Source organism: Streptomyces sp. NPDC052042 (genome assembly GCF_044548345.1).
In the GTDB taxonomy this organism is placed as follows: domain Bacteria; phylum Actinomycetota; class Actinomycetes; order Streptomycetales; family Streptomycetaceae; genus Streptomyces.
The window spans coordinates 95,527-112,939 of the sequence record NZ_JBIUBU010000016.1 but is presented as its reverse complement, the minus strand read 5'-3'; the positions used below and the strand labels follow the sequence as shown (position 1 = coordinate 112,939).

General features: G+C 72.6%; 17 protein-coding genes. 5 read left to right on the top strand and 12 right to left on the bottom strand.

What is annotated here, in order from left to right; translation table 11 throughout:
• Window positions 1-54 precede the first annotated feature (54 nt).
• Complete coding sequence (locus ACIHCL_RS24530) at window positions 55-705, top strand: PH domain-containing protein (RefSeq protein ID WP_399864770.1); 651 nt, start codon at window positions 55-57, stop codon at window positions 703-705.
• A 138-nt stretch (window positions 706-843) separates the two neighbouring features.
• Here ACIHCL_RS24530 and ACIHCL_RS24525 read toward each other — a convergent pair whose 3' ends face one another.
• From ACIHCL_RS24525 to ACIHCL_RS24515, 3 genes are all read right to left on the bottom strand, one after another.
• Window positions 844-1,833 carry a DMT family transporter gene (locus ACIHCL_RS24525; RefSeq protein ID WP_399864768.1) on the bottom strand — a complete coding sequence of 330 codons (990 nt, stop codon included), beginning with the start codon at window positions 1,831-1,833 and terminating at the stop codon, window positions 844-846.
• A complete protein-coding gene (locus ACIHCL_RS24520) occupies window positions 1,830-2,441 on the bottom strand; it encodes a TetR/AcrR family transcriptional regulator (RefSeq protein WP_399864766.1) in 612 nt (203 codons plus the stop codon). The genes ACIHCL_RS24525 and ACIHCL_RS24520 overlap by 4 nt, the downstream gene beginning before the upstream one ends.
• Window positions 2,442-2,559: 118 nt before the next feature.
• Window positions 2,560-3,324, bottom strand: a complete 765-nt coding sequence (locus ACIHCL_RS24515; protein ID WP_399864765.1) for a hypothetical protein — start codon at window positions 3,322-3,324, stop codon at window positions 2,560-2,562.
• A 199-nt stretch (window positions 3,325-3,523) separates the two neighbouring features.
• Between ACIHCL_RS24515 and ACIHCL_RS24510 the strand changes: the two genes are divergently transcribed.
• Complete coding sequence (locus ACIHCL_RS24510; RefSeq protein WP_399864764.1) at window positions 3,524-3,937, top strand: hypothetical protein; 414 nt, start codon at window positions 3,524-3,526, stop codon at window positions 3,935-3,937.
• Between the two features lie 313 nt (window positions 3,938-4,250).
• Here the strand turns inward: ACIHCL_RS24510 and ACIHCL_RS24505 are convergent, their stop codons facing one another.
• From ACIHCL_RS24505 to ACIHCL_RS24495, 3 genes are all read right to left on the bottom strand, one after another.
• The gene (locus ACIHCL_RS24505) at window positions 4,251-5,891 is read right to left on the bottom strand and encodes a phospho-sugar mutase (protein WP_399864762.1); all 1,641 of its coding nucleotides are present in this window, start codon (window positions 5,889-5,891) and stop codon (window positions 4,251-4,253) included.
• Between the two features lie 55 nt (window positions 5,892-5,946).
• Window positions 5,947-6,771: a purine-nucleoside phosphorylase gene (locus tag ACIHCL_RS24500; protein ID WP_399864761.1), complete on the bottom strand. Its 825-nt coding sequence runs from the start codon at window positions 6,769-6,771 to the stop codon at window positions 5,947-5,949.
• Between the two features lie 429 nt (window positions 6,772-7,200).
• A complete protein-coding gene (locus ACIHCL_RS24495; RefSeq protein WP_399864760.1) occupies window positions 7,201-7,638 on the bottom strand; it encodes a gamma-glutamylcyclotransferase in 438 nt (145 codons plus the stop codon).
• A 239-nt stretch (window positions 7,639-7,877) separates the two neighbouring features.
• On the opposite strand from ACIHCL_RS24495, the gene ACIHCL_RS24490 reads away from it, so the two are divergent.
• Window positions 7,878-9,326, top strand: a complete 1,449-nt coding sequence (locus tag ACIHCL_RS24490; RefSeq protein WP_399864759.1) for an NAD(P)H-quinone dehydrogenase — start codon at window positions 7,878-7,880, stop codon at window positions 9,324-9,326.
• Between the two features lie 221 nt (window positions 9,327-9,547).
• Window positions 9,548-10,540, top strand: a complete 993-nt coding sequence (locus ACIHCL_RS24485) for a DeoR/GlpR family DNA-binding transcription regulator (protein ID WP_399864758.1) — start codon at window positions 9,548-9,550, stop codon at window positions 10,538-10,540.
• A 422-nt stretch (window positions 10,541-10,962) separates the two neighbouring features.
• Here the strand turns inward: ACIHCL_RS24485 and ACIHCL_RS24480 are convergent, their stop codons facing one another.
• Both ACIHCL_RS24480 and ACIHCL_RS24475 read right to left on the bottom strand, forming a co-directional pair.
• Window positions 10,963-11,574, bottom strand: a complete 612-nt coding sequence (locus tag ACIHCL_RS24480) for a TetR/AcrR family transcriptional regulator (protein WP_399864857.1) — start codon at window positions 11,572-11,574, stop codon at window positions 10,963-10,965.
• A gap of 218 nt (window positions 11,575-11,792) precedes the next feature.
• Window positions 11,793-13,556, bottom strand: a complete 1,764-nt coding sequence (locus ACIHCL_RS24475; RefSeq protein ID WP_399864756.1) for an acetyl/propionyl/methylcrotonyl-CoA carboxylase subunit alpha — start codon at window positions 13,554-13,556, stop codon at window positions 11,793-11,795.
• Window positions 13,557-14,002: 446 nt separating this feature from the next.
• Between ACIHCL_RS24475 and ACIHCL_RS24470 the strand changes: the two genes are divergently transcribed.
• Window positions 14,003-14,503: a hypothetical protein gene (locus ACIHCL_RS24470; RefSeq protein WP_399864755.1), complete on the top strand. Its 501-nt coding sequence runs from the start codon at window positions 14,003-14,005 to the stop codon at window positions 14,501-14,503.
• Window positions 14,504-14,540: 37 nt separating this feature from the next.
• On the opposite strand, the gene ACIHCL_RS24465 is transcribed toward ACIHCL_RS24470, so the two are convergent.
• From ACIHCL_RS24465 to ACIHCL_RS24450, 4 genes are all read right to left on the bottom strand, one after another.
• Window positions 14,541-15,152: a Maf family protein gene (locus ACIHCL_RS24465; RefSeq protein ID WP_399864753.1), complete on the bottom strand. Its 612-nt coding sequence runs from the start codon at window positions 15,150-15,152 to the stop codon at window positions 14,541-14,543.
• A gap of 88 nt (window positions 15,153-15,240) precedes the next feature.
• Window positions 15,241-15,369 carry a morphogenic membrane protein MmpB gene (gene mmpB, locus ACIHCL_RS24460; RefSeq protein ID WP_399864751.1) on the bottom strand — a complete coding sequence of 43 codons (129 nt, stop codon included), beginning with the start codon at window positions 15,367-15,369 and terminating at the stop codon, window positions 15,241-15,243.
• A gap of 148 nt (window positions 15,370-15,517) precedes the next feature.
• Entirely contained in the window at window positions 15,518-15,730 is a 213-nt protein-coding gene (locus tag ACIHCL_RS24455; protein ID WP_399864750.1) for an acyl-CoA carboxylase subunit epsilon, read from the bottom strand.
• Between the two features lie 44 nt (window positions 15,731-15,774).
• Window positions 15,775-17,367: an acyl-CoA carboxylase subunit beta gene (locus tag ACIHCL_RS24450; RefSeq protein WP_399864748.1), complete on the bottom strand. Its 1,593-nt coding sequence runs from the start codon at window positions 17,365-17,367 to the stop codon at window positions 15,775-15,777.
• Window positions 17,368-17,413: the final 46 nt, after the last annotated feature.

Genomic DNA, 17,413 nt, shown 5'->3' with positions numbered 1-17,413 from the left:
GTGGGGGCCCGGCCGCCCCACCGCCTCCGGCGGGCGTCAGGCAGAATCGGGCCCATGACGAGCCCCACACCGCCCGCCGAGCCGACCTACGCCGACCGGATCTTCCGGTCGTCCGCCGGGATCGCCGGCGGTGTCCTGCTGCTTCTGCTCCTGTGCTGGTTCGGCGGGGACGCCCTGATCAGGGGCTACGGCCGGACTCCCTGGCTCACGGTGGCCGGGCTGCTCACAGCGGTACCGCTCGTCGTCGCGTTCTCCCTGCGGCCCGCCGTCTTCGTGAACGAGCGGCGCATCCGGATCCGCAACCCGTTCCGGACGATCACTCTGCCGTGGACCGAGGTCGCGGATCTGCGCGCCGGGTATTCGAGCGAGCTGTTCACCGAGGACGGGACCAAGTACCAGCTCTGGTCGGTGCCGGTGTCGTTGCGGCAGCGGAAGAAGGCGGCCCGGCAGCAGGCCCGGGACTCGGCGTCGGATCCCTCCGGACGGACGTCGGCGACCGTCGATGTCCGCGACTCCAAGCCCCGGATGGCGACGGCCGACCGGACCGTGGCCGAGCTGCGGGAGCTCGCCGAGCGGGCCAAGGCGGACAGGGAGGTTTCCTCCGAGGCCCCTGGGGCCCCCGGCTCGGTGCGGTGGGCGTACGAGGTGATCGCACCGGCGGTGGTGGGCGCGGTGCTGCTCGCCGTGCTGCTCGCGACCGGCTGAGCCGGGCCGAAGCCGGCCCCCCCGTGAGCGGGGCCGGGGCCCGGCGCCGTCAGATGCGTTCTTTGCCCGGGCGCCGATGAAGTGCACGGTGTCCGGGCCCCCGGTGACGGGCCTCGCGCCGGTCGACGAGGCGGCGTATCACGTCGCCGTCGACGTCCGGGAGGAAGCCACACCGGCGCAGGCCGAGCGGCGCCCGGAATGCGTCGAAGGGGCGGTCAGCACTCCGAGGCAGGCGATGACGAGGACGATCCCGGCCCAGCCGAGGGCGGGCAGGTGCTCGCCCACGACCAGCACCGCGAACACCGCCGCCACGGCGGGTTCCAACAGGGACAGGGTGGTCGCCGTGCTGACCGGGACCCGGGCCAGACCGAAGCCGAACAGGACGTACCCGGTGAACATCGGTACCAGCGCCATGTAGAGGCCCACACCCGCGTTCGCCCAGGACGCGACCAGTGGGGCGCCGGTGGCGAGCAGCACGGGCACGAGCATCAGCCCGCCCAGCCCGAACACCGAGCCCATGGCCGCGCGCGACGGCACGCCGCACGTGATGAGGCGGTGCGCCGCCCACGCGTACACGGCGTACGTCACGCCCGCGAGCAGCCCGAGGCCCACGCCGACGACGGTCCGCACGCCCGACCCCGCGCCGGGGCCGGAACCGCTCCCTACCGCCTTGGCCGCGCACAGCATCACCGTCCCGGCCAGCCCCAGCGCCGCACCGGCCATCCAGCGCCGGGACAGGCGCCGCCGGTCGACGATCCGTTCGATCAGCGCGGAGGCCAGCGGGGCGGAGCCGATGGAGACGACCGTGCCCACCGCGACACCGGCGAGCCGCATGGAGGTGTAGAACGCCAACGGGTACAGCGCCACCCCGGCCCCGCCGACCACCACGGTCCGCCACCGCGCCCGGAGGTCCGTGCGGGCCCGTCCGATGCTCCGCCCGGCCACCGCCGCCTGGAGCAGCCCGCCCAGACCCATCGCCGCGGCGCCGATCGCCAGTGGCCCCACCTGGGGTGCGAAGGTGGCCGCGGTGCCGGTGGTGCCCCACAGCACCGAGGCCACGAGCACCGCGAGCACGCCCGCTCCCGTCCCGGTCGGCGCTTCGGCGGTACGCCCGGCGGGGCGCGTCACAGGGCGTCCAGCAGACGCGCCGCCAGGTCGCGGGCGTGCTCCACGCGCGCACCGTCCCCTTCGAGGCCCGCGCGCACGATGGCGCCTTCGAGCAGGAATGCCAGATGCTCGGCCGTGGCGCGGATCGTCTCCTCCCGGCCGGGCAGCAGTTCCCGGAGGTGGCCGGCCAGGATCTCCTCCACCTCTTCCTTGTGTCGGCGCACCACCGTCCGGCCTTCGTGGCCGGAAGGCAGTTCGGCGGCGGCGTTGAGCAGCCCGCAGCCACGGAACCCGTGCTCATAGGCGAGCCGGGCGTGGTCGGCGTAGGCGTCGAAGACGGCGAGGACGGCCTCGTGCGGGCCCTGCGCATCGGCCAGGCGCCGCCGGTAGAGGTCGAGCCACTCCTCGTGCCGGGCCTGGAGGTAGGCGCGGACCAGGTCGGCCTTGGACTCGAAGTTGTTGTAGAGACTCATCTTCGCCACGCCGGCCTCGGCCGTGATCGTGTCGATTCCCGTCGCCGCCACGCCGTCGGCGTAGAACCGGCGGGCGGCGGCGTCGAGGATCCGTGCGCGCGCGGCCCCGCGCCTGCGGGGTGCCGGTCGTGCCTCGGCGGTCTTCGCGTCGGACATGCTGCCCCTCTCCGCTATTAGGTAGACCAGTCTATCTAATAACGGAGGGGGTGGGCTTCGTGTGGAGGGGGTCCGGCTCGATTCCGGCGGTCCGGGCCCATGTCGTGTGCGGGACGGATCAGTCGTCCCACTCGTCCCAGCCGCCGCCGTAACCGTGTCTGATGACCCGGAAGCTCGCGCCCACGCCGTTGAACACGGACACGCCTCCCTGGACGCGCTGCGGGATCACGCCCGAGGTGTCTCCGTAGGGACCGACGACGGCGATCGGGCCCCCGTTGTCGCAGGTCGCCCCGGAGAAGACCTCGACGGTCATCCGGCTCTCGTTGAAGATGTTGAAGCTCGTGGAGCCGAGGCCGCTGGCGGCGGTGACGCAGCCATCGGGGTAAGCCGGGTAGGTGCGCTCGTTGAAGTGGATGCGGCCCACGTGGTGCCGTCCCCGGTCGTGGCCCCCGCCGCCGTGTCCGCCACCGCCCCGCTCCTCGTCGCGGTCCCCGCCTCTGCCGCGCCCCCGGCCCTCGTCGCGGTCCTCGCCCCTCCCGTAGCCCCCGCCCTCGTCGTCGCCCCGGTCGTCGCCACGGTCACGGCCTCCGCCCTCGTCGTCGCCCCGGGCCCGGTCGCCGCCGCCTCCCCCCTCGTTCCCCCGTCCGTCGCCCCTGTTCTCGGCGCCGTTCGCCCCGGTGGCGTCCTTGTCGCCCTTCGCGGCGGCGGCCTTGTCGGGTGCGGCCGGAGCGGGGGCGGGCGCCTTTTGGGCGGCCGGGGGAGTCTCGGGCTTCTCGGCGCCGGTGGAGGGGAGACCGGTGCCGCTGGCCGCCAGGGCCGCCGCCGCTGCGGCGGCGACGGCGACGGTGGTGGTGGCCGTGATGATGGTGGAACGCCTGGCCATGTCACTTTCTCCTGTCTGGGAGCGGTCGACCGAGTGGTCGGCCCGTGACTGAACGTACTTTTGCTCATCATTCGTGTCATATCGGGCGTGTCGAACGGCGGGTAGCCCCGGATGTGACAAGCGGTTGGCGCCCGCGCGTTGTCGGGACGTGCCCGGTGAGGCATGCTCCGTAACGCTTTTGCGCCTTGGGGGGAGAGCCATGGAGGGGGAGCAGGGCGGCCGGACGGCGGCGCCCGCCGCGGGTACGGACCCGTCCGGACGGAAGCACAGGAGCCCGCGAGGGGCCGGAACCCGGCTCAAGGACGTCGGGCTGGGGGTCGGGAGATTCCTCAAGGCGGTCGTCGACGAGGCGGTCGGCGAACTCGTCCTCCAGGTGCTGAGCTGCCTTCTGCTGCTGGGAGTCGGGGCAGTTCTGCTCCGGGGCTGGAGTGTGAGTCCCGTACTCGCGCTCGGGGCCGCGGCCCTGCTGCTGTTCGGCGGCGTCGCCGCGTTCACGGTGTGGCGTCACCCCGGACCGGGGCGAGCGAGACGGATGGGGGTGGTCCTGTTCACCGTCGTCGGGGGACTGGTCGCCTGGTTCGTCATGTACGGCAGCAACTGCGGGTGTGTCTGAGACTGTCCGGCCGCTCCGGGCGGGTGCCCGACGACGACGCGACAGCCCTCGGGAAGTTTGACGGCGCGTCGGCGTCGCCCGCCCCGGCGGCCAGGACGCGCCATGACGGGAGGAGCGGTGAGGGACCCGGCCGGGGGAGCGGTCCGGTCCGAGGAAGTGGCGCGGCCGGGGCCCGGCGTCGTGCCGGGGCCCGACCGCCGCGGGGATTCTGGTCCGGTGCCACACCCCGGGGCTCCGGCCGTCCGTAGGACCTCGGCCCGGATCCCGGCCCGGCCCGGATCCCGGCCCGGGCCGGAGTCGGTCGCCCCCGGCGTCAGATACCGGCCGCCGCCGCCAGGTCCCGCTTGATCGCGTCCAGCAGCCGGGCCCCTTCCGCGCGGGCCTCGGGCAGCCCGTCCGCCGAACCGACCGGCACCACGACCTCCAGGTAGCACTTCAGCTTCGGCTCGGTGCCGCTGGGGCGGACGATCACCCGGGCGCCCCGGAGCCGGTAGCGCAGCCCGTCGGTGGGCGGGAGCTGCGCGCTGCCCCGCGACAGGTCCTCGGCCGAGACCACGTCGAGGCCGCCGAGCGAGGCGGGCGGATGCTCGCGCAGCCGCCACATCGCATCGGCGATGACCGAGAGGTCCTGCACCCGGACCGACAACTGGTCGGTGGCGTGCAGTCCGTGTTCGACCGCCAGATCGTCGAGGAGATCCGGGAGCGTACGGCCCCGCTCCTTGAGCACGGAGGCGAGTTCGGCGACGAGCAGCGCCGCCGTGATGCCGTCCTTGTCGCGCACGCCGGCCGGGTCGACGCAGTAGCCGAGCGCCTCCTCGTACCCGTACCGCAGTCCGCCCACCCGGGCGATCCACTTGAAACCGGTCAGCGTCTCCTCGTACCCCAGGCCCGCCCCGTCGGCGATCCTCCCGAGCAGCGAGGACGACACGATCGACTCGGCGAACACACCCGTCGCGCCCCGGTCCACCAGATGGGCGGCGAGCAGTGCGCCGACCTCGTCGCCGCGCAGCATCCGCCAGCCGCCGTCGGCCGCCGGGTCCGGGACGGCTACGGCGCAGCGGTCGGCGTCCGGGTCGTTGGCGATGACGAGATCGGGTTCGGCCCGGCGCGCGGTGGCGAAGGCGAGATCCATCGCACCGGGCTCCTCCGGGTTGGGGAAGCCGACGGTGGGGAACGCCGGGTCGGGCTCGGCCTGTTCGGCGACGAGTACCGGCTCCGGGAACCCGGCGCGGGCGAACGCGGCGGTCAGCACGGACGTGCCGACCCCGTGCATCGCCGTGTACACGACCCGGGCGGTACGCGGGGATCCGGGGGCGAGCACGGCGTCCGTACGGGCCAGGTAGGCGTCCAGGACCTCGTCGCCGAGGACCTCCCAGCCGCCGTCGGGGCGCGGCACGGTCTCCAATGGGCCGACCGCGGCGATCTCGGCGGCGATCCGGGCGTCCGCCGGGGGGACGATCTGCGAGCCGTCGCCGAGGTAGACCTTGTAGCCGTTGTCGCGCGGCGGGTTGTGGCTGGCGGTCACCTCGACGCCCGCGACGGCCCCCAGATGCCGGATGGCGTACGCGAGCACGGGGGTGGGCAGCGGGCGCGGGAGCACGGCCGCGCGCAGGCCCGCGCCGGTCATCACGGCCGCGGTGTCGCGCGCGAAGTCGGCGGACTTGTAACGGGCGTCGTACCCGATCACGACGAGTCCGTCCGTGCGCCCCTCGGCCTTGAGGTACGCGGCGAGGCCGGCCGCGGCCCGGATGACGACGGCGCGGTTCATCCGCATCGGCCCCGCCCCCAGTTCACCGCGCAGTCCGGCCGTACCGAACTGCAGCGTTCCGGCGAACCGCGCGGCGATCTCGTCGAGGTCCCCGGCGTCGACGAGCGCGGCCAGCTCGTCACGGGTGTCGGGGTCGGGATCCTCCGCGAGCCACGTCCTGGCCCGGGACATGAGGTCCTGCTGCATGGGTCCGCCTTTCTGGGGGTGGGTTGGGGGAGCGCCGACGTGCCTCGGGCCCGGCTCAGATCCGTTCGAGCACCTGGGCCAGCAGCGCGCCCATCCGCGTGGCGGATTCCCGTCCCGCCCGGAGCACCTCCTCGTGGTTGAGCGGCTCGCCGCTCAGCCCGGCCGCCAGGTTCGTGACCAACGAGATGCCCAGCACCTCGGCGCCCGCCTCCCGTGCGGCGATCGCCTCCAGCACGGTGGACATGCCGACCAGGTCGCCGCCCATGACCCGAACCATGTCGATCTCGGCGGGCGTCTCGTAGTGCGGGCCGGGGAACTGCACGTAGACCCCCTCTTCGAGGGTCTCGTCGACCTCCTTGCACAGCGCGCGCAGCCGCGGCGAGTACAGGTCGGTCAGATCGACGAAGTTGGCGCCGACGATGGGGGAAGCGGCGGTCAGGTTGATGTGGTCGCTGATCAGGACCGGCTGGCCGGGGCGCATGCCCTCGCGCAGCCCGCCGCACCCATTGGTCAGGACGACGGTCTTGCAGCCCGCGGCGACGGCGGTGCGCACCCCGTGCGCGACGGCGGCGACACCGCGACCCTCGTAGAAGTGCGTGCGGCCCAGGAACACCAGGGCGCGCTTCTCGCCGATCCGGTACGAACGGATCGTGCCGCCGTGCCCTTCGACGGCGGGAGCCGGGAAACCGGGGAGCTCGGTCACCGGGAACTCGGCCTCCGGAGTGCCGAGGGCGTCACCCGCCGGAGCCCAGCCGGACCCCATGACGAGCGCGACGTCGTGGGTCTCGGTACCGGTCAGCTCCCGCAGTCGGGCGGCGGCGGCGTCGGCGGCGGCCCGGGGGTCGCCCTGGATGTTGTCCGGAATAACTGATGCGTTCACGCGGATGAGCGTAACCGCTGATTCCCTACGCGCGTAGATGCCCATGTGCAGAGACTGCGTGGGCTTTCTCGTGCAATCACACAAAATTGCCGGTGGGAAGGGGAATTTCGGACGTGTAAGCGAGACAGGATGCGTAAACGAGACCGAACGCGCATGCGGGTCCGGACGCGCGGAAGCCGGAACGCCTGCGCGACGCGGAACGCGTGGGCGCCGGAGCGCGTACACGCGTACAGCGGTCGGGACGCGGGTGGCCCGCGCGGCTCGGGAGGGCGGACGCGCCGACCGGGCCGCGGCTCCCCGGGCAGGGGCCGTCGGCGCGAGGCGCCCGAGGACCGGCCGGGGCGCTTGAGCGCGGGGCCGTTCGCCGACCGGGGCCCTCGCCGGCAGGGGCCGTTCGCCGCCCGGGGCCCTCGTCGGCAGGGGCGCTGGTCAGCAGGGGCGCTTGCGCAGTTCCATCACGTAGTCGTGCGGCGCGCCCGCCGACTCCGCCGCGTCCGCGATCTCGCCCAGGTAGCGGGCGGAGGGCAGCCCGCCCTCGTATCCGTTCAGCACGTACATCCAGGCGGTCTCCTCGCCGTCCAGGGTGTGCACGCGCACCCGCGTCCGCCGGTAGATGTCGAGGCCGACCCCCTCCCAGCGGTCCATGGAGTCCTCGTCCATCGGCGCCAGGTCGTACAGCGCCACGAAGACCTGGGAGCCGGGGGCCTCGACCACCGTGGCGAGCGCGCCCTCCCAGCCCATCTGCTCCCCGCCGAAGGTCAGCCGCCAGCCGCTGAGCCAGCCCGTGCCGCGCAGCGGGGAATGCGGTGCGCGGCGTGTCATCAGCCGCGCGTCGAGGTTGCCGGCGTACGCGGCGTAGAGCGACATGTGGTCGAGGGTACGGGAGGTCGCGGCCGGAACGTCGGTTCCCGGGCGGAAGACCCCCTACGGGGGTCGCCCGGGCTGCCGCTCGCGGTGGCCGCCGGGGCGGTACGGATCTACGCACGGATGGAGGGCCCCGGGGCGAAGCACGTTGGCGCGTGCGGGACAATGAAGTACGTACTGCATTCACCCGGGGCGATCCCCCGGACCCCCGGCCGGGGTGGCGGACGGCCGCGGGATGACACATGCGAGGCGGACTTTTCGTGACCCGGATCGTGATCATCGGCGGCGGACCCGGCGGCTACGAGGCGGCGCTCGTGGGCGCCCAGCTCGGTGCGGAGGTGACCGTCGTCGACTGCGACGGCCTCGGCGGCGCGTCCGTGCTCACCGACTGCGTGCCTTCGAAGACCCTGATCGCCACGGCGGAGGTGATGACCACCTTCGACTCCTCGTACGAGGAACTGGGCATCATCGTCGCGGACGACACCCCGCCCGTCGACCGGTCGGCCCGGGTGGTCGGCGTGGACCTCGGCAAGGTCAACCGACGCGTCAAGCGGCTGGCCCTCGCCCAGTCCCACGACATCACCGCCTCCGTCACCAGGGCGGGGGCGCGCGTGATGCGCGGCCGGGGCCGGCTGGAGGGCCTCCAGGCCACCGACGGCTCGCGCACGGTCGTCGTGACCGCAGCCGACGGCACCGAGGAGCGGCTCGCCGCCGACGCCGTACTGATCGCGACCGGCGGCCACCCCCGCGAGATACCGGACGCGCGGCCCGACGGGGAGCGCATCCTGAACTGGACCCAGGTCTACGACCTCGACGAGCTCCCCGAGGAGCTCATCGTGGTCGGCTCCGGTGTCACGGGTGCCGAGTTCGCGGGCGCGTACCAGGCGCTCGGCTCGCGCGTCACCCTGGTCTCCTCCCGCGACCGGGTGCTGCCGGGCGAGGACCCGGACGCCGCCGCCGTGCTGGAGGACGTCTTCCGGCGCCGCGGCATGAACGTCATGGCCCGCTCCCGCGCCCAGGCCGCCAAGCGCGTGGGCGACCGGGTGGAGGTCACCCTGGCCGACGGGCGGGTCATCTCCGGCACACACTGCCTGATGGCCGTCGGCGCGATCCCGAACAGCGCGGGGATGGGCCTGGAGGAAGCCGGGGTCAAGCTCACGGAGTCCGGCCACATCTGGACCGACAAGGTCTCCCGCACCACCGCCCCCGGCGTCTACGCGGCCGGCGACGTCACCGGCGTCTTCGCCCTCGCCTCGGTCGCCGCCATGCAGGGCCGGATCGCGATGTACCACTTCCTCGGCGACGCGGTGGCCCCGCTGGACCTGAAGACGGTGTCCGCCAACGTCTTCACCGACCCGGAGATCGCCACCGTCGGCTACACCCAGGCCGACGTCGACTCCGGGGCGATCGACGCACGGGCGGTCAAGCTGCCGCTGCTGCGCAACCCGCGCGCCAAGATGCAGGGCATCCGCGACGGCTTCGTCAAGATCTTCTGCCGCCCCGGCACCGGCATCGTGGTCGGCGGCTGTGTCGTCGCGCCTCGGGCCAGCGAACTGATCCATCCGATCTCGATCGCGGTCGACAACAATTTGACGGTGGAACAGATCGCAAACGCGTTCACCGTGTACCCGTCCCTGTCGGGTTCGATCGCGGAAGTGGCCCGGCAGCTGCACACCCGCAAGCACGCCTAGACCATGGGGTGAAGACGCCGCACAGGAGCCGCCGGGCCTACGGGAACCCCGGCGGCCACCGGCGAATCCCGGCCATTGGGGCTATGGGGCGACCGTCGGACGATCAGTACGGAACAACAACAGGGCCGCTTATACCACTTGGCGACCCCTTGCGTGTGCAACTTCTGCTATTCGGTGCAAAGTGCTGAAAACCCTCGTGCGGTCACGTTACTGTCAGTTTCGTGTTCGCTGCAGAACGTCGCCAACTGATCCTGGAAATGGTGCGCGCCAACGGGGCGGTATCGCTCCGTGAGCTCGCCCGTGTCGTCCAGACCTCCGAAGTGACCGTACGGCGTGACGTGCGGGCGTTGGAGGCGGAAGGACTCCTCGACCGCCGACACGGCGGTGCGGTACTGCCGGGCGGGTTCACGCGGGAGTCCGGCTTCCCGCAGAAATCCCATCTCGCCACCGCGGAGAAGACCGCCATCGCCGATGTGGCCGCCGGACTCGTCGAAGAGGGCGAGGCCATCGTCGTGGGCGCCGGCACGACCACGCAGGAGCTGGCCCGCAGGCTCGCGCGCGTGCCCGGCCTGACCGTCGTGACCAACTCCCTGCTGGTCGCCCAGGCATTGGCCCATGCCAACCGGGTGGAGGTGGTGATGACCGGCGGCACGCTGCGCGGTTCGAACTACGCCCTGGTCGGCAGCGGGGCCGAGCAGTCCCTCCAGGGGCTGCGGGTCTCCCGGGCGTTCCTCTCGGGGAGCGGGCTCACCGCGGAACGCGGCCTCTCCACGTCCAACATGCTCTCGGCGAGCGTGGACCGGGCCCTGGTGCAGGCCGCGGCGGAGGTGGTGGTCCTGGCGGACCACACCAAGCTCGGTTCCGACACCATGTTCCAGACGGTGCCGACGGACCTCATCACCCGTCTCGTGACGGACGAGCCGCCCGCCCACGAGGACCGCGCCGCCACCGAGCTCCAGGCCCTCGCGGACCAGGGGGTGCAGATCGCGGTGGCCGGGGCGGGGAACGGCCCGGCTTCGGCCGAGACCTCCCCGTCGGGGCGGCAGGTGCGCCGCGACATGCCGCTGCCCGGTCAGCGCCGTACCCGCGGCGGTGCCCCAGGGAAGCCGGGTGGGCAGCCCCTGCGCGGTGCCGCGGTGCTGCCGGAGCAGGGCGCCGGGCCGGGGCAGGGGCAGCAGGACCGGGCCAGGGTGGCGGACCTGAGACGCCGGTAGGGGCCCGCGCGAGGAGTCGGTACCCGCCGGGCCGGACCGGGACGCGCGGCGGGGAGCGGTACGGCCGAGCGAGGCGCGTACGGGCCTGTACGGGAGCTCCTGGGCCGTGGGCCGACGGGGCGCCGTCCGGTGGGCCCGTGGACCGGCATCGTCCACGCCTCCGCTGCCGCCGAGCGCCCCCGGGAGGGGCGGGGCTCGTCAGCCCCCGTCGGGTGCGGCAGACCCCCGTCGGGTCCGGCAGGCCGCCCGTCGGGTGCGCCGTCGCGTCCGGCGCAACCGTGCATCGGCTTCCGGGCTCGTCGGCCCGGCGGCACCCGGTCCGCAGGCCCGGCTCCACAGGGCTCGTCGGCCCGGCGACGCCCCGCCCACATGCCCCGGCCACCGGGCTCGTCAGGCGCGGCGGACTCCCACGCCCGCAGGGCTCAACTTCCCTCCGTGCCGGGCCCCTTCAACCCGCGCAGGGTCAGCATCAGCAACCGGTCCGCCAGTTCGGGATCATCCGGCGACTGCTCGGACGCCAGCGCGATCGCGTTCGTCAGCTGCATCAGATCGTCGATGGACACATCGGCCCGTACGGCTCCGGACGCCTGGGCCCGCGCCAGCAGTGCCGACCCCGCCTCGCGCAGCGGCACATTGCACTGCGCGAGGGCCGAAGTCTCGTCGCGCGACGTGGACATGAGCGCCTGCGCCAGCCCCCGGTACGCGCCCGCGTGCGTGATGATCGCGCCCAGCCACTCCACCAGGCCCCGGCACGGCTGCTCCGCCGCCGCGAGTTCGCGGGAACGGTTGATCAACTCGGCCAGGGCCTCCTGGAAGACGGCGTTCATCAGCGCGTGCCGATTCGGGAAGTGGCGGTACAGCGTGCCGATCCCCACGCCCGCGCGGCGTGCGATGTCCTCCAGGGCCGCGTCGGTGCCGTGTTCGGAGAAGGCGGTACGGGCCTCGCGCAGCAGACGGTCGTAGTTGCGGCGCGCGTCGGCACGCATGGGCCGGGACGGCGTCCGTGCCCTGCTCGCCACCGTGCTCATCACCATCGCGAGGTCCTCCCTCTTCATGCGCCCCGGCATCCAGGATGCCATCGCGGACCCGCGGGCCGGGCCCTCGCGCCAACGACCGGACCCCCGCGCATGCCTTGCGGCTGCGCGGGGGCCCGGTGCGGAACGTCCGGTGCCGTCCGGACGCTCCTGCGGATGCGGGTCGGACGGCATTCCCGTCCCGCGGACGTCGGTCCTCGCTCTGGGGCTTTCCGGCGTCAGTCCTTGATCTCGCAGATCACGGCGCCGGAGGAGATGGAGCTGCCGACCTCGGTGGCGAGTCCCTTGATGGTGCCGGCGCGGTGGGCGTTCAGCGGCTGCTCCATCTTCATGGCCTCCAGGACGACGACGAGGTCGCCCTCCTGCACCTGCTGGCCCTCCTCCACGGCGATCTTGACGATGGTGCCCTGCATCGGGGAGGCCAGGGTGTCCCCGGAGGCCGCCGAGGCGGACTTCTTGGCCGCGCGGCGCTTGGGCTTGGCGCCCGCCGCGAGACCGGTGCGGGCCAGGCTCATGCCCAGCGACGACGGCAGCGAGACCTCCAGCCGCTTGCCGCCGACCTCGACGACGACGGTCTCGCGGCCCGTCTCCTCCTCCGCCTCCGCTTCGGCGGGGGCGGCGAAGGGCGTGATCTCGTTGACGAACTCGGTCTCGATCCACCGGGTGTGGACCTTGAACGGGGTGCCGTCGGCCGGGGCGAACGCCGCGTCGGCGACGACCGCGCGGTGGAACGGGATGGCGGTGGCCATGCCCTCGACGTCGAACTCGGCCAGCGCACGGGCGGCCCGCTGGAGGGCCTGCTCACGGGTTGCGCCGGTCACGATCAGCTTCGCCAGCAGCGAGTCCCAGGCCGGGCCGATCACACTGCCGGACTCCACGCCCGCGTCCAGGCGGACGCCGGGGCCGCTCGGCGGGGCGAACACGGTCACCGTGCCCGGGGCGGGCAGGAAGTTGCGGCCCGGGTCCTCGCCGTTGATCCGGAACTCGAAGGAGTGGCCGCGCACGACGGGGTCGTCGTAGCCGAGCTCCTCGCCGTCGGCGATGCGGAACATCTCGCGCACCAGGTCGAGGCCGGTGACCTCCTCGGTGACCGGGTGCTCCACCTGGAGGCGGGTGTTGACCTCCAGGAAGGAGATGGTGCCGTCGTTGCCGACCAGGAACTCCACGGTGCCCGCGCCGACGTAGCCGGCCTCCTTCAGGATGGCCTTCGAGGCCTGGTACAGCTCGGCGTTCTGCGCCTCGGAGAGGAACGGCGCGGGCGCCTCCTCGACCAGCTTCTGGTGGCGGCGCTGGAGCGAGCAGTCGCGGGTGGAGACCACGACGACGTTGCCGTGCTGGTCGGCCAGGCACTGCGTCTCGACGTGGCGCGGCTTGTCGAGGTAACGCTCCACGAAGCACTCGCCGCGCCCGAACGCGGCCACGGCCTCGCGGACCGCGGAGTCGTACAGCTCCGGGATCTCCTCCAGCGTGCGCGCCACCTTCAGACCGCGACCGCCACCGCCGAAGGCGGCCTTGATCGCGATCGGCAGTCCGTGTTCCTCGGCGAACGCCACGACCTCGGCGGAGCCCTCGACCGGGTCGGGCGTACCGGCCACCAGGGGGGCGCCGGCGCGCTGCGCGATGTGGCGGGCGGCGACCTTGTCACCCAGGTCCCGGATCGCGTGCGGCGGGGGGCCGATCCACGTCAGGCCCGCGTCGATGACGGCCTGGGCGAACTCGGCGTTCTCCGACAGAAAGCCGTATCCCGGATGGACCGCGTCCGCCCCGGAGTCCTTGGCGGCCTGGAGCACCTTGGTCATGTCCAGGTAGCTGGTGGCGGGGGTGTCACCGCCCAGGGCGAACGCCTCGTCGGCTGCGCGGACGTGCAGAGCGTCGCGGTCCGGGTCGGCGTAGACGGCTACGCTCCCGATCCCGGCATCCCGGCATGCCCGAGCTACGCGGACAGCGATTTCGCCACGGTTGGCGATGAGCACCTTGCGCACGATGGCTCCCTCCTTGAAACAAGCTGAGTTTAGGGACTACCGACACGGCGCAACGACCCATCCCCAATGGTGAGCTTGCCCACACGGAGTGTGATTCGAGGCTCGCTCAAGTCGCGAAATCCCTTGTGGCACCACGGTACGCCGGGATTCATGACCGCACAGTAGCCACGAGGTGTGGTCCGGGTCTCTGTTCATGCGACCAGCCGTGTTCGGTGTTTCTTTGTGGAGACCCCACTAATGGACGAAGAATTCTTTGCCCGGCGCACGGAAGGCGGGAACGGCGGAAGCGCGAGCCCCGGGCGCGTGGAGTGCGCACGGGACACGCGGGGGAGCGCGCCCGAGGGAACGGGGAGCGCGCTGTGCGAAGTCTTGTCCTACGCGTTACCCATGAGTAGGGTCCGCGCTGTCACACGTACTGAAGGTAACCGTACGACAGGCAACAGGGGGTGTCCGCCGTGGTGCGCAGACCGGTGGCGTTCGTGGCCGCGCTCGCGCTGTTCGTGGAGGCCGTGGGCGTCGTGCTCGTCAACGGCGTCCTCGCGACGGTCGTGGAGAACCAGGACATGTCCGTGGGCGGTCTCGAATCCGGCGCCATGTCCGGCGGCGCCTGGGCCATGGGCGGAGTGTCCGGCCTCGGTCTGCTGCTGTGCGGGCTGGTGCTCCTGCTGACCGGGGTGCGCGACCGGGCCCCGGGCCGATGGGGCCGCATCGCCCTCGTCGTCTGCGCGGTGGCCCATGGCGTGCTGGGCGCGCTGGCGGTGGGGCTGGTCGGCTGGATCGCGTTCGCGTGCCTGATGGTGGTGCTCGGTCTGATCGTGCTGACGCTGGTGGCGTACGGCCCCGAGCCCGTCCGGCCCGTCGCCGCCGGGGCGTTCGCCGCCGACGGGGCCGTGGACGGCGGCGCCTCCGCGGACGGGTCCGGGCCGGGGGACCGGGCGGCGGTCTGACCGAGGGGGCTCAGGCCCGCGGGGCACCGTGAGGGGCTCAGACCCACAGGTCGGTGACGGAGATCCCCAGCTCGTCCAGGAGCCGTCGCAGCAGCGGCAGCGAGAGCCCGATGACATTGCCGTGGTCGCCGTCGATCGAGTCGACGAACGGCGCCGAACGGCCGTCCAGGGTGAACGCGCCCGCCACGTGGAGCGGTTCGCCGGAGGCCACGTAGGCGGCGATCTCGGCGTCCGTCGGCTCGCCGAAGCGTACGGTCGTGGAGGCGGTCGCCGAGGCCGTGCGCCCGGTCGCGGTGTCGATCACGCTGTGGCCGGTGCGCAGTACACCGGCCCGGCCGCGCATGGACTTCCAACGGGCGGTGGCCTCCTCGGCGTCGGCGGGCTTGCCGAGCGCCTGGCCGTCGAGTTCGAGCACCGAGTCGCATCCGATGACGAGGGCGCCGGCCGTCTCGGGCAGGGCGGCCACCGCGGCGGCCTTCGCCTCGGCGAGCACCAGCGCCAGTTCGGCCGGGGTCGGGGCGTTCAGCGCGTCCTCGTCCACACCGCTGACGATCACCTCGGGCGCGAATCCGGCCTGCCGCAGCAGACCGAGGCGGGCGGGGGAGGCGGAGGCGAGCACGAGACGGCGCTGATCTGTCATGTGCGCCATCGTAGTGAGGGGCGGGGTGGCGTCCGCTTCGCAGGTCGGCCCGTTCCGGCCGGATCCGTGGCACGGGCCGCGGGCCATCCGGACCGGCTCAGCGCGCGCCGAGCACCAGCATCGCGACGACCATGGCGAGAGCGAGCACCAGTCCCGCGCGCCGGATCATGTCCTGGGCGTCGCGCAGTTCCTTCGGCGGCTTGTTCTCGGGGTCGGACCAGAGCATGGACCGATCCTGCTGCGGTCGTGCGCACGGCGCCTGAGTACGGGTACTCAGGCGCCGTGGTGCGTACGGGCCAGATCGCGTGCGCGTTCACCCGTCCGAGGTATCCGAACGTGCGTCCGCGAGTGTGTGCGTTCACCGCACCGGCGTGTCACCCGGGCCAGTACGTACGGGCCCAGGCGCGCGGACCCGGCACATGGCGCGCCCGGCGGGCGACGCGCCCCGGGTCGGCCCACTGTCCGGGCAGCGCCGACATGCCGGAGGAGACGCCGGACGCGGCCGACGCCGCGGCGCGCGCCCGGACCACCGTGAGGGCGGCGGCCAGCTCCTCGGGGGTCGGGTTGCCCCGTATGACCTTGATCATGGCAAGGACCCTTTCCGGAGAGGGAGTTGTTGGGGGAGAGGGGGTCAGAGGGGGATGTTCCCGTGCTTCTTCGGGGGCAGGGACTCCCGCTTCGTACGCAGCTGGCGCAGCGCCTTCACGACGTGGGCTCGGGTGTCGGACGGCATGATCACCGCGTCGACGTAGCCGCGCTCGGCCGCCACGTACGGGTTGAGCAGCGTGTCCTCGTAGTCGGCGATCAGCTCGGCGCGGAGCGACTCCTCCTGCTTGGGGTCCGTCACAGCGGCGAGCGTCCGGCGGTGCAGGATGTTCACCGCGCCCTGCGCGCCCATGACGGCGATCTGCGCGGTCGGCCAGGCCAGGTTGACGTCGGCGCCCAGATGCTTGGAGCCCATCACGTCGTACGCGCCGCCGAACGCCTTCCGCGTGATCACGGTGATCAGCGGGACGGTCGCCTCCGCGTAGGCGTAGATCAGCTTGGCGCCCCGGCGGATGATGCCGCCGTACTCCTGGTCGACGCCGGGCAGGAAGCCGGGGACGTCGACGAAGGTCAGCACGGGCACGTTGAAGGCGTCGCAGGTGCGGACGAACCGGGCCGCCTTCTCGCTCGCGTTGATGTCGAGGCAGCCCGCGAACTGCATCGGCTGGTTGGCGACGATGCCGACCGGGTAGCCCTCGACCCGCCCGAAGCCGGTGATGATGTTCGGCGCGAACAGGGCCTGGGTCTCCAGGAATTCGCCGTCGTCCAGCACATGCTCGATGGGGCTGTGCATGTCGTACGGCTGGTTCGCCGAGTCCGGGATGAGGGCGTCGAGCTCGCGGTCCTCGTCGGTGGTGGTGAGGTCCGCCTCCTCCGGGAAGGACGGCGGCTCGGAGAGATTGTTCGAAGGGAGGTACGACAGCAGCGACTTGATGTACTCGATGGCGTCCTTCTCGTCGCCCGCCATGTGGTGTGCCACACCGGAGACGGTGTTGTGGGTGCGGGCGCCGCCGAGCTGCTCGAAGCCGACGTCCTCGCCGGTGACGGTCTTGATGACGTCGGGGCCGGTGATGAACATGTGCGAGGTCTGGTCGACCATGACGGTGAAGTCGGTGATCGCGGGGGAGTAGACCGCGCCGCCCGCGCACGGTCCGACGATCAGCGAGATCTGCGGGACGACACCCGAGGCGTGCACATTGCGGCGGAAGATCTCGGCGAACAGACCGAGCGCGACGACCCCCTCCTGGATGCGCGCCCCACCGCCGTCGTTGATGCCGATGACCGGGCAGCCGGTCTTCAGCGCGAAGTCCATCACCTTGACGATCTTCTCGCCGTAGACCTCGCCGAGCGAGCCGCCGAAGATCGTGAAGTCCTGTGAGTACACGCAGACGGGGCGGCCGTCGACCGTGCCGTAGCCGGTGACGACGCCGTCCCCGTAGGGGCGGTTCTTCTCGATGCCGAAGTTCGTCGACCGGTGCCGGGCGAACTCGTCGAGTTCCACGAAGGAACCCTCGTCGAGCAGCAGGCCGATCCGCTCCCGGGCGGTCAACTTGCCCTTGGCGTGCTGCTTCTCGACCGCACGCGTGGAGCCCGCGTTCGTCGCCTCGTCGATACGGCGCTGAAGGTCCGCGATCTTGCCCGCGGTGGTGTGGATGTCGATCTCTTCCGGCTCGGACATCGGGTGGCGGCTCCCTGCCTGGTCACGGGGACGGCTCTGGTGCTGA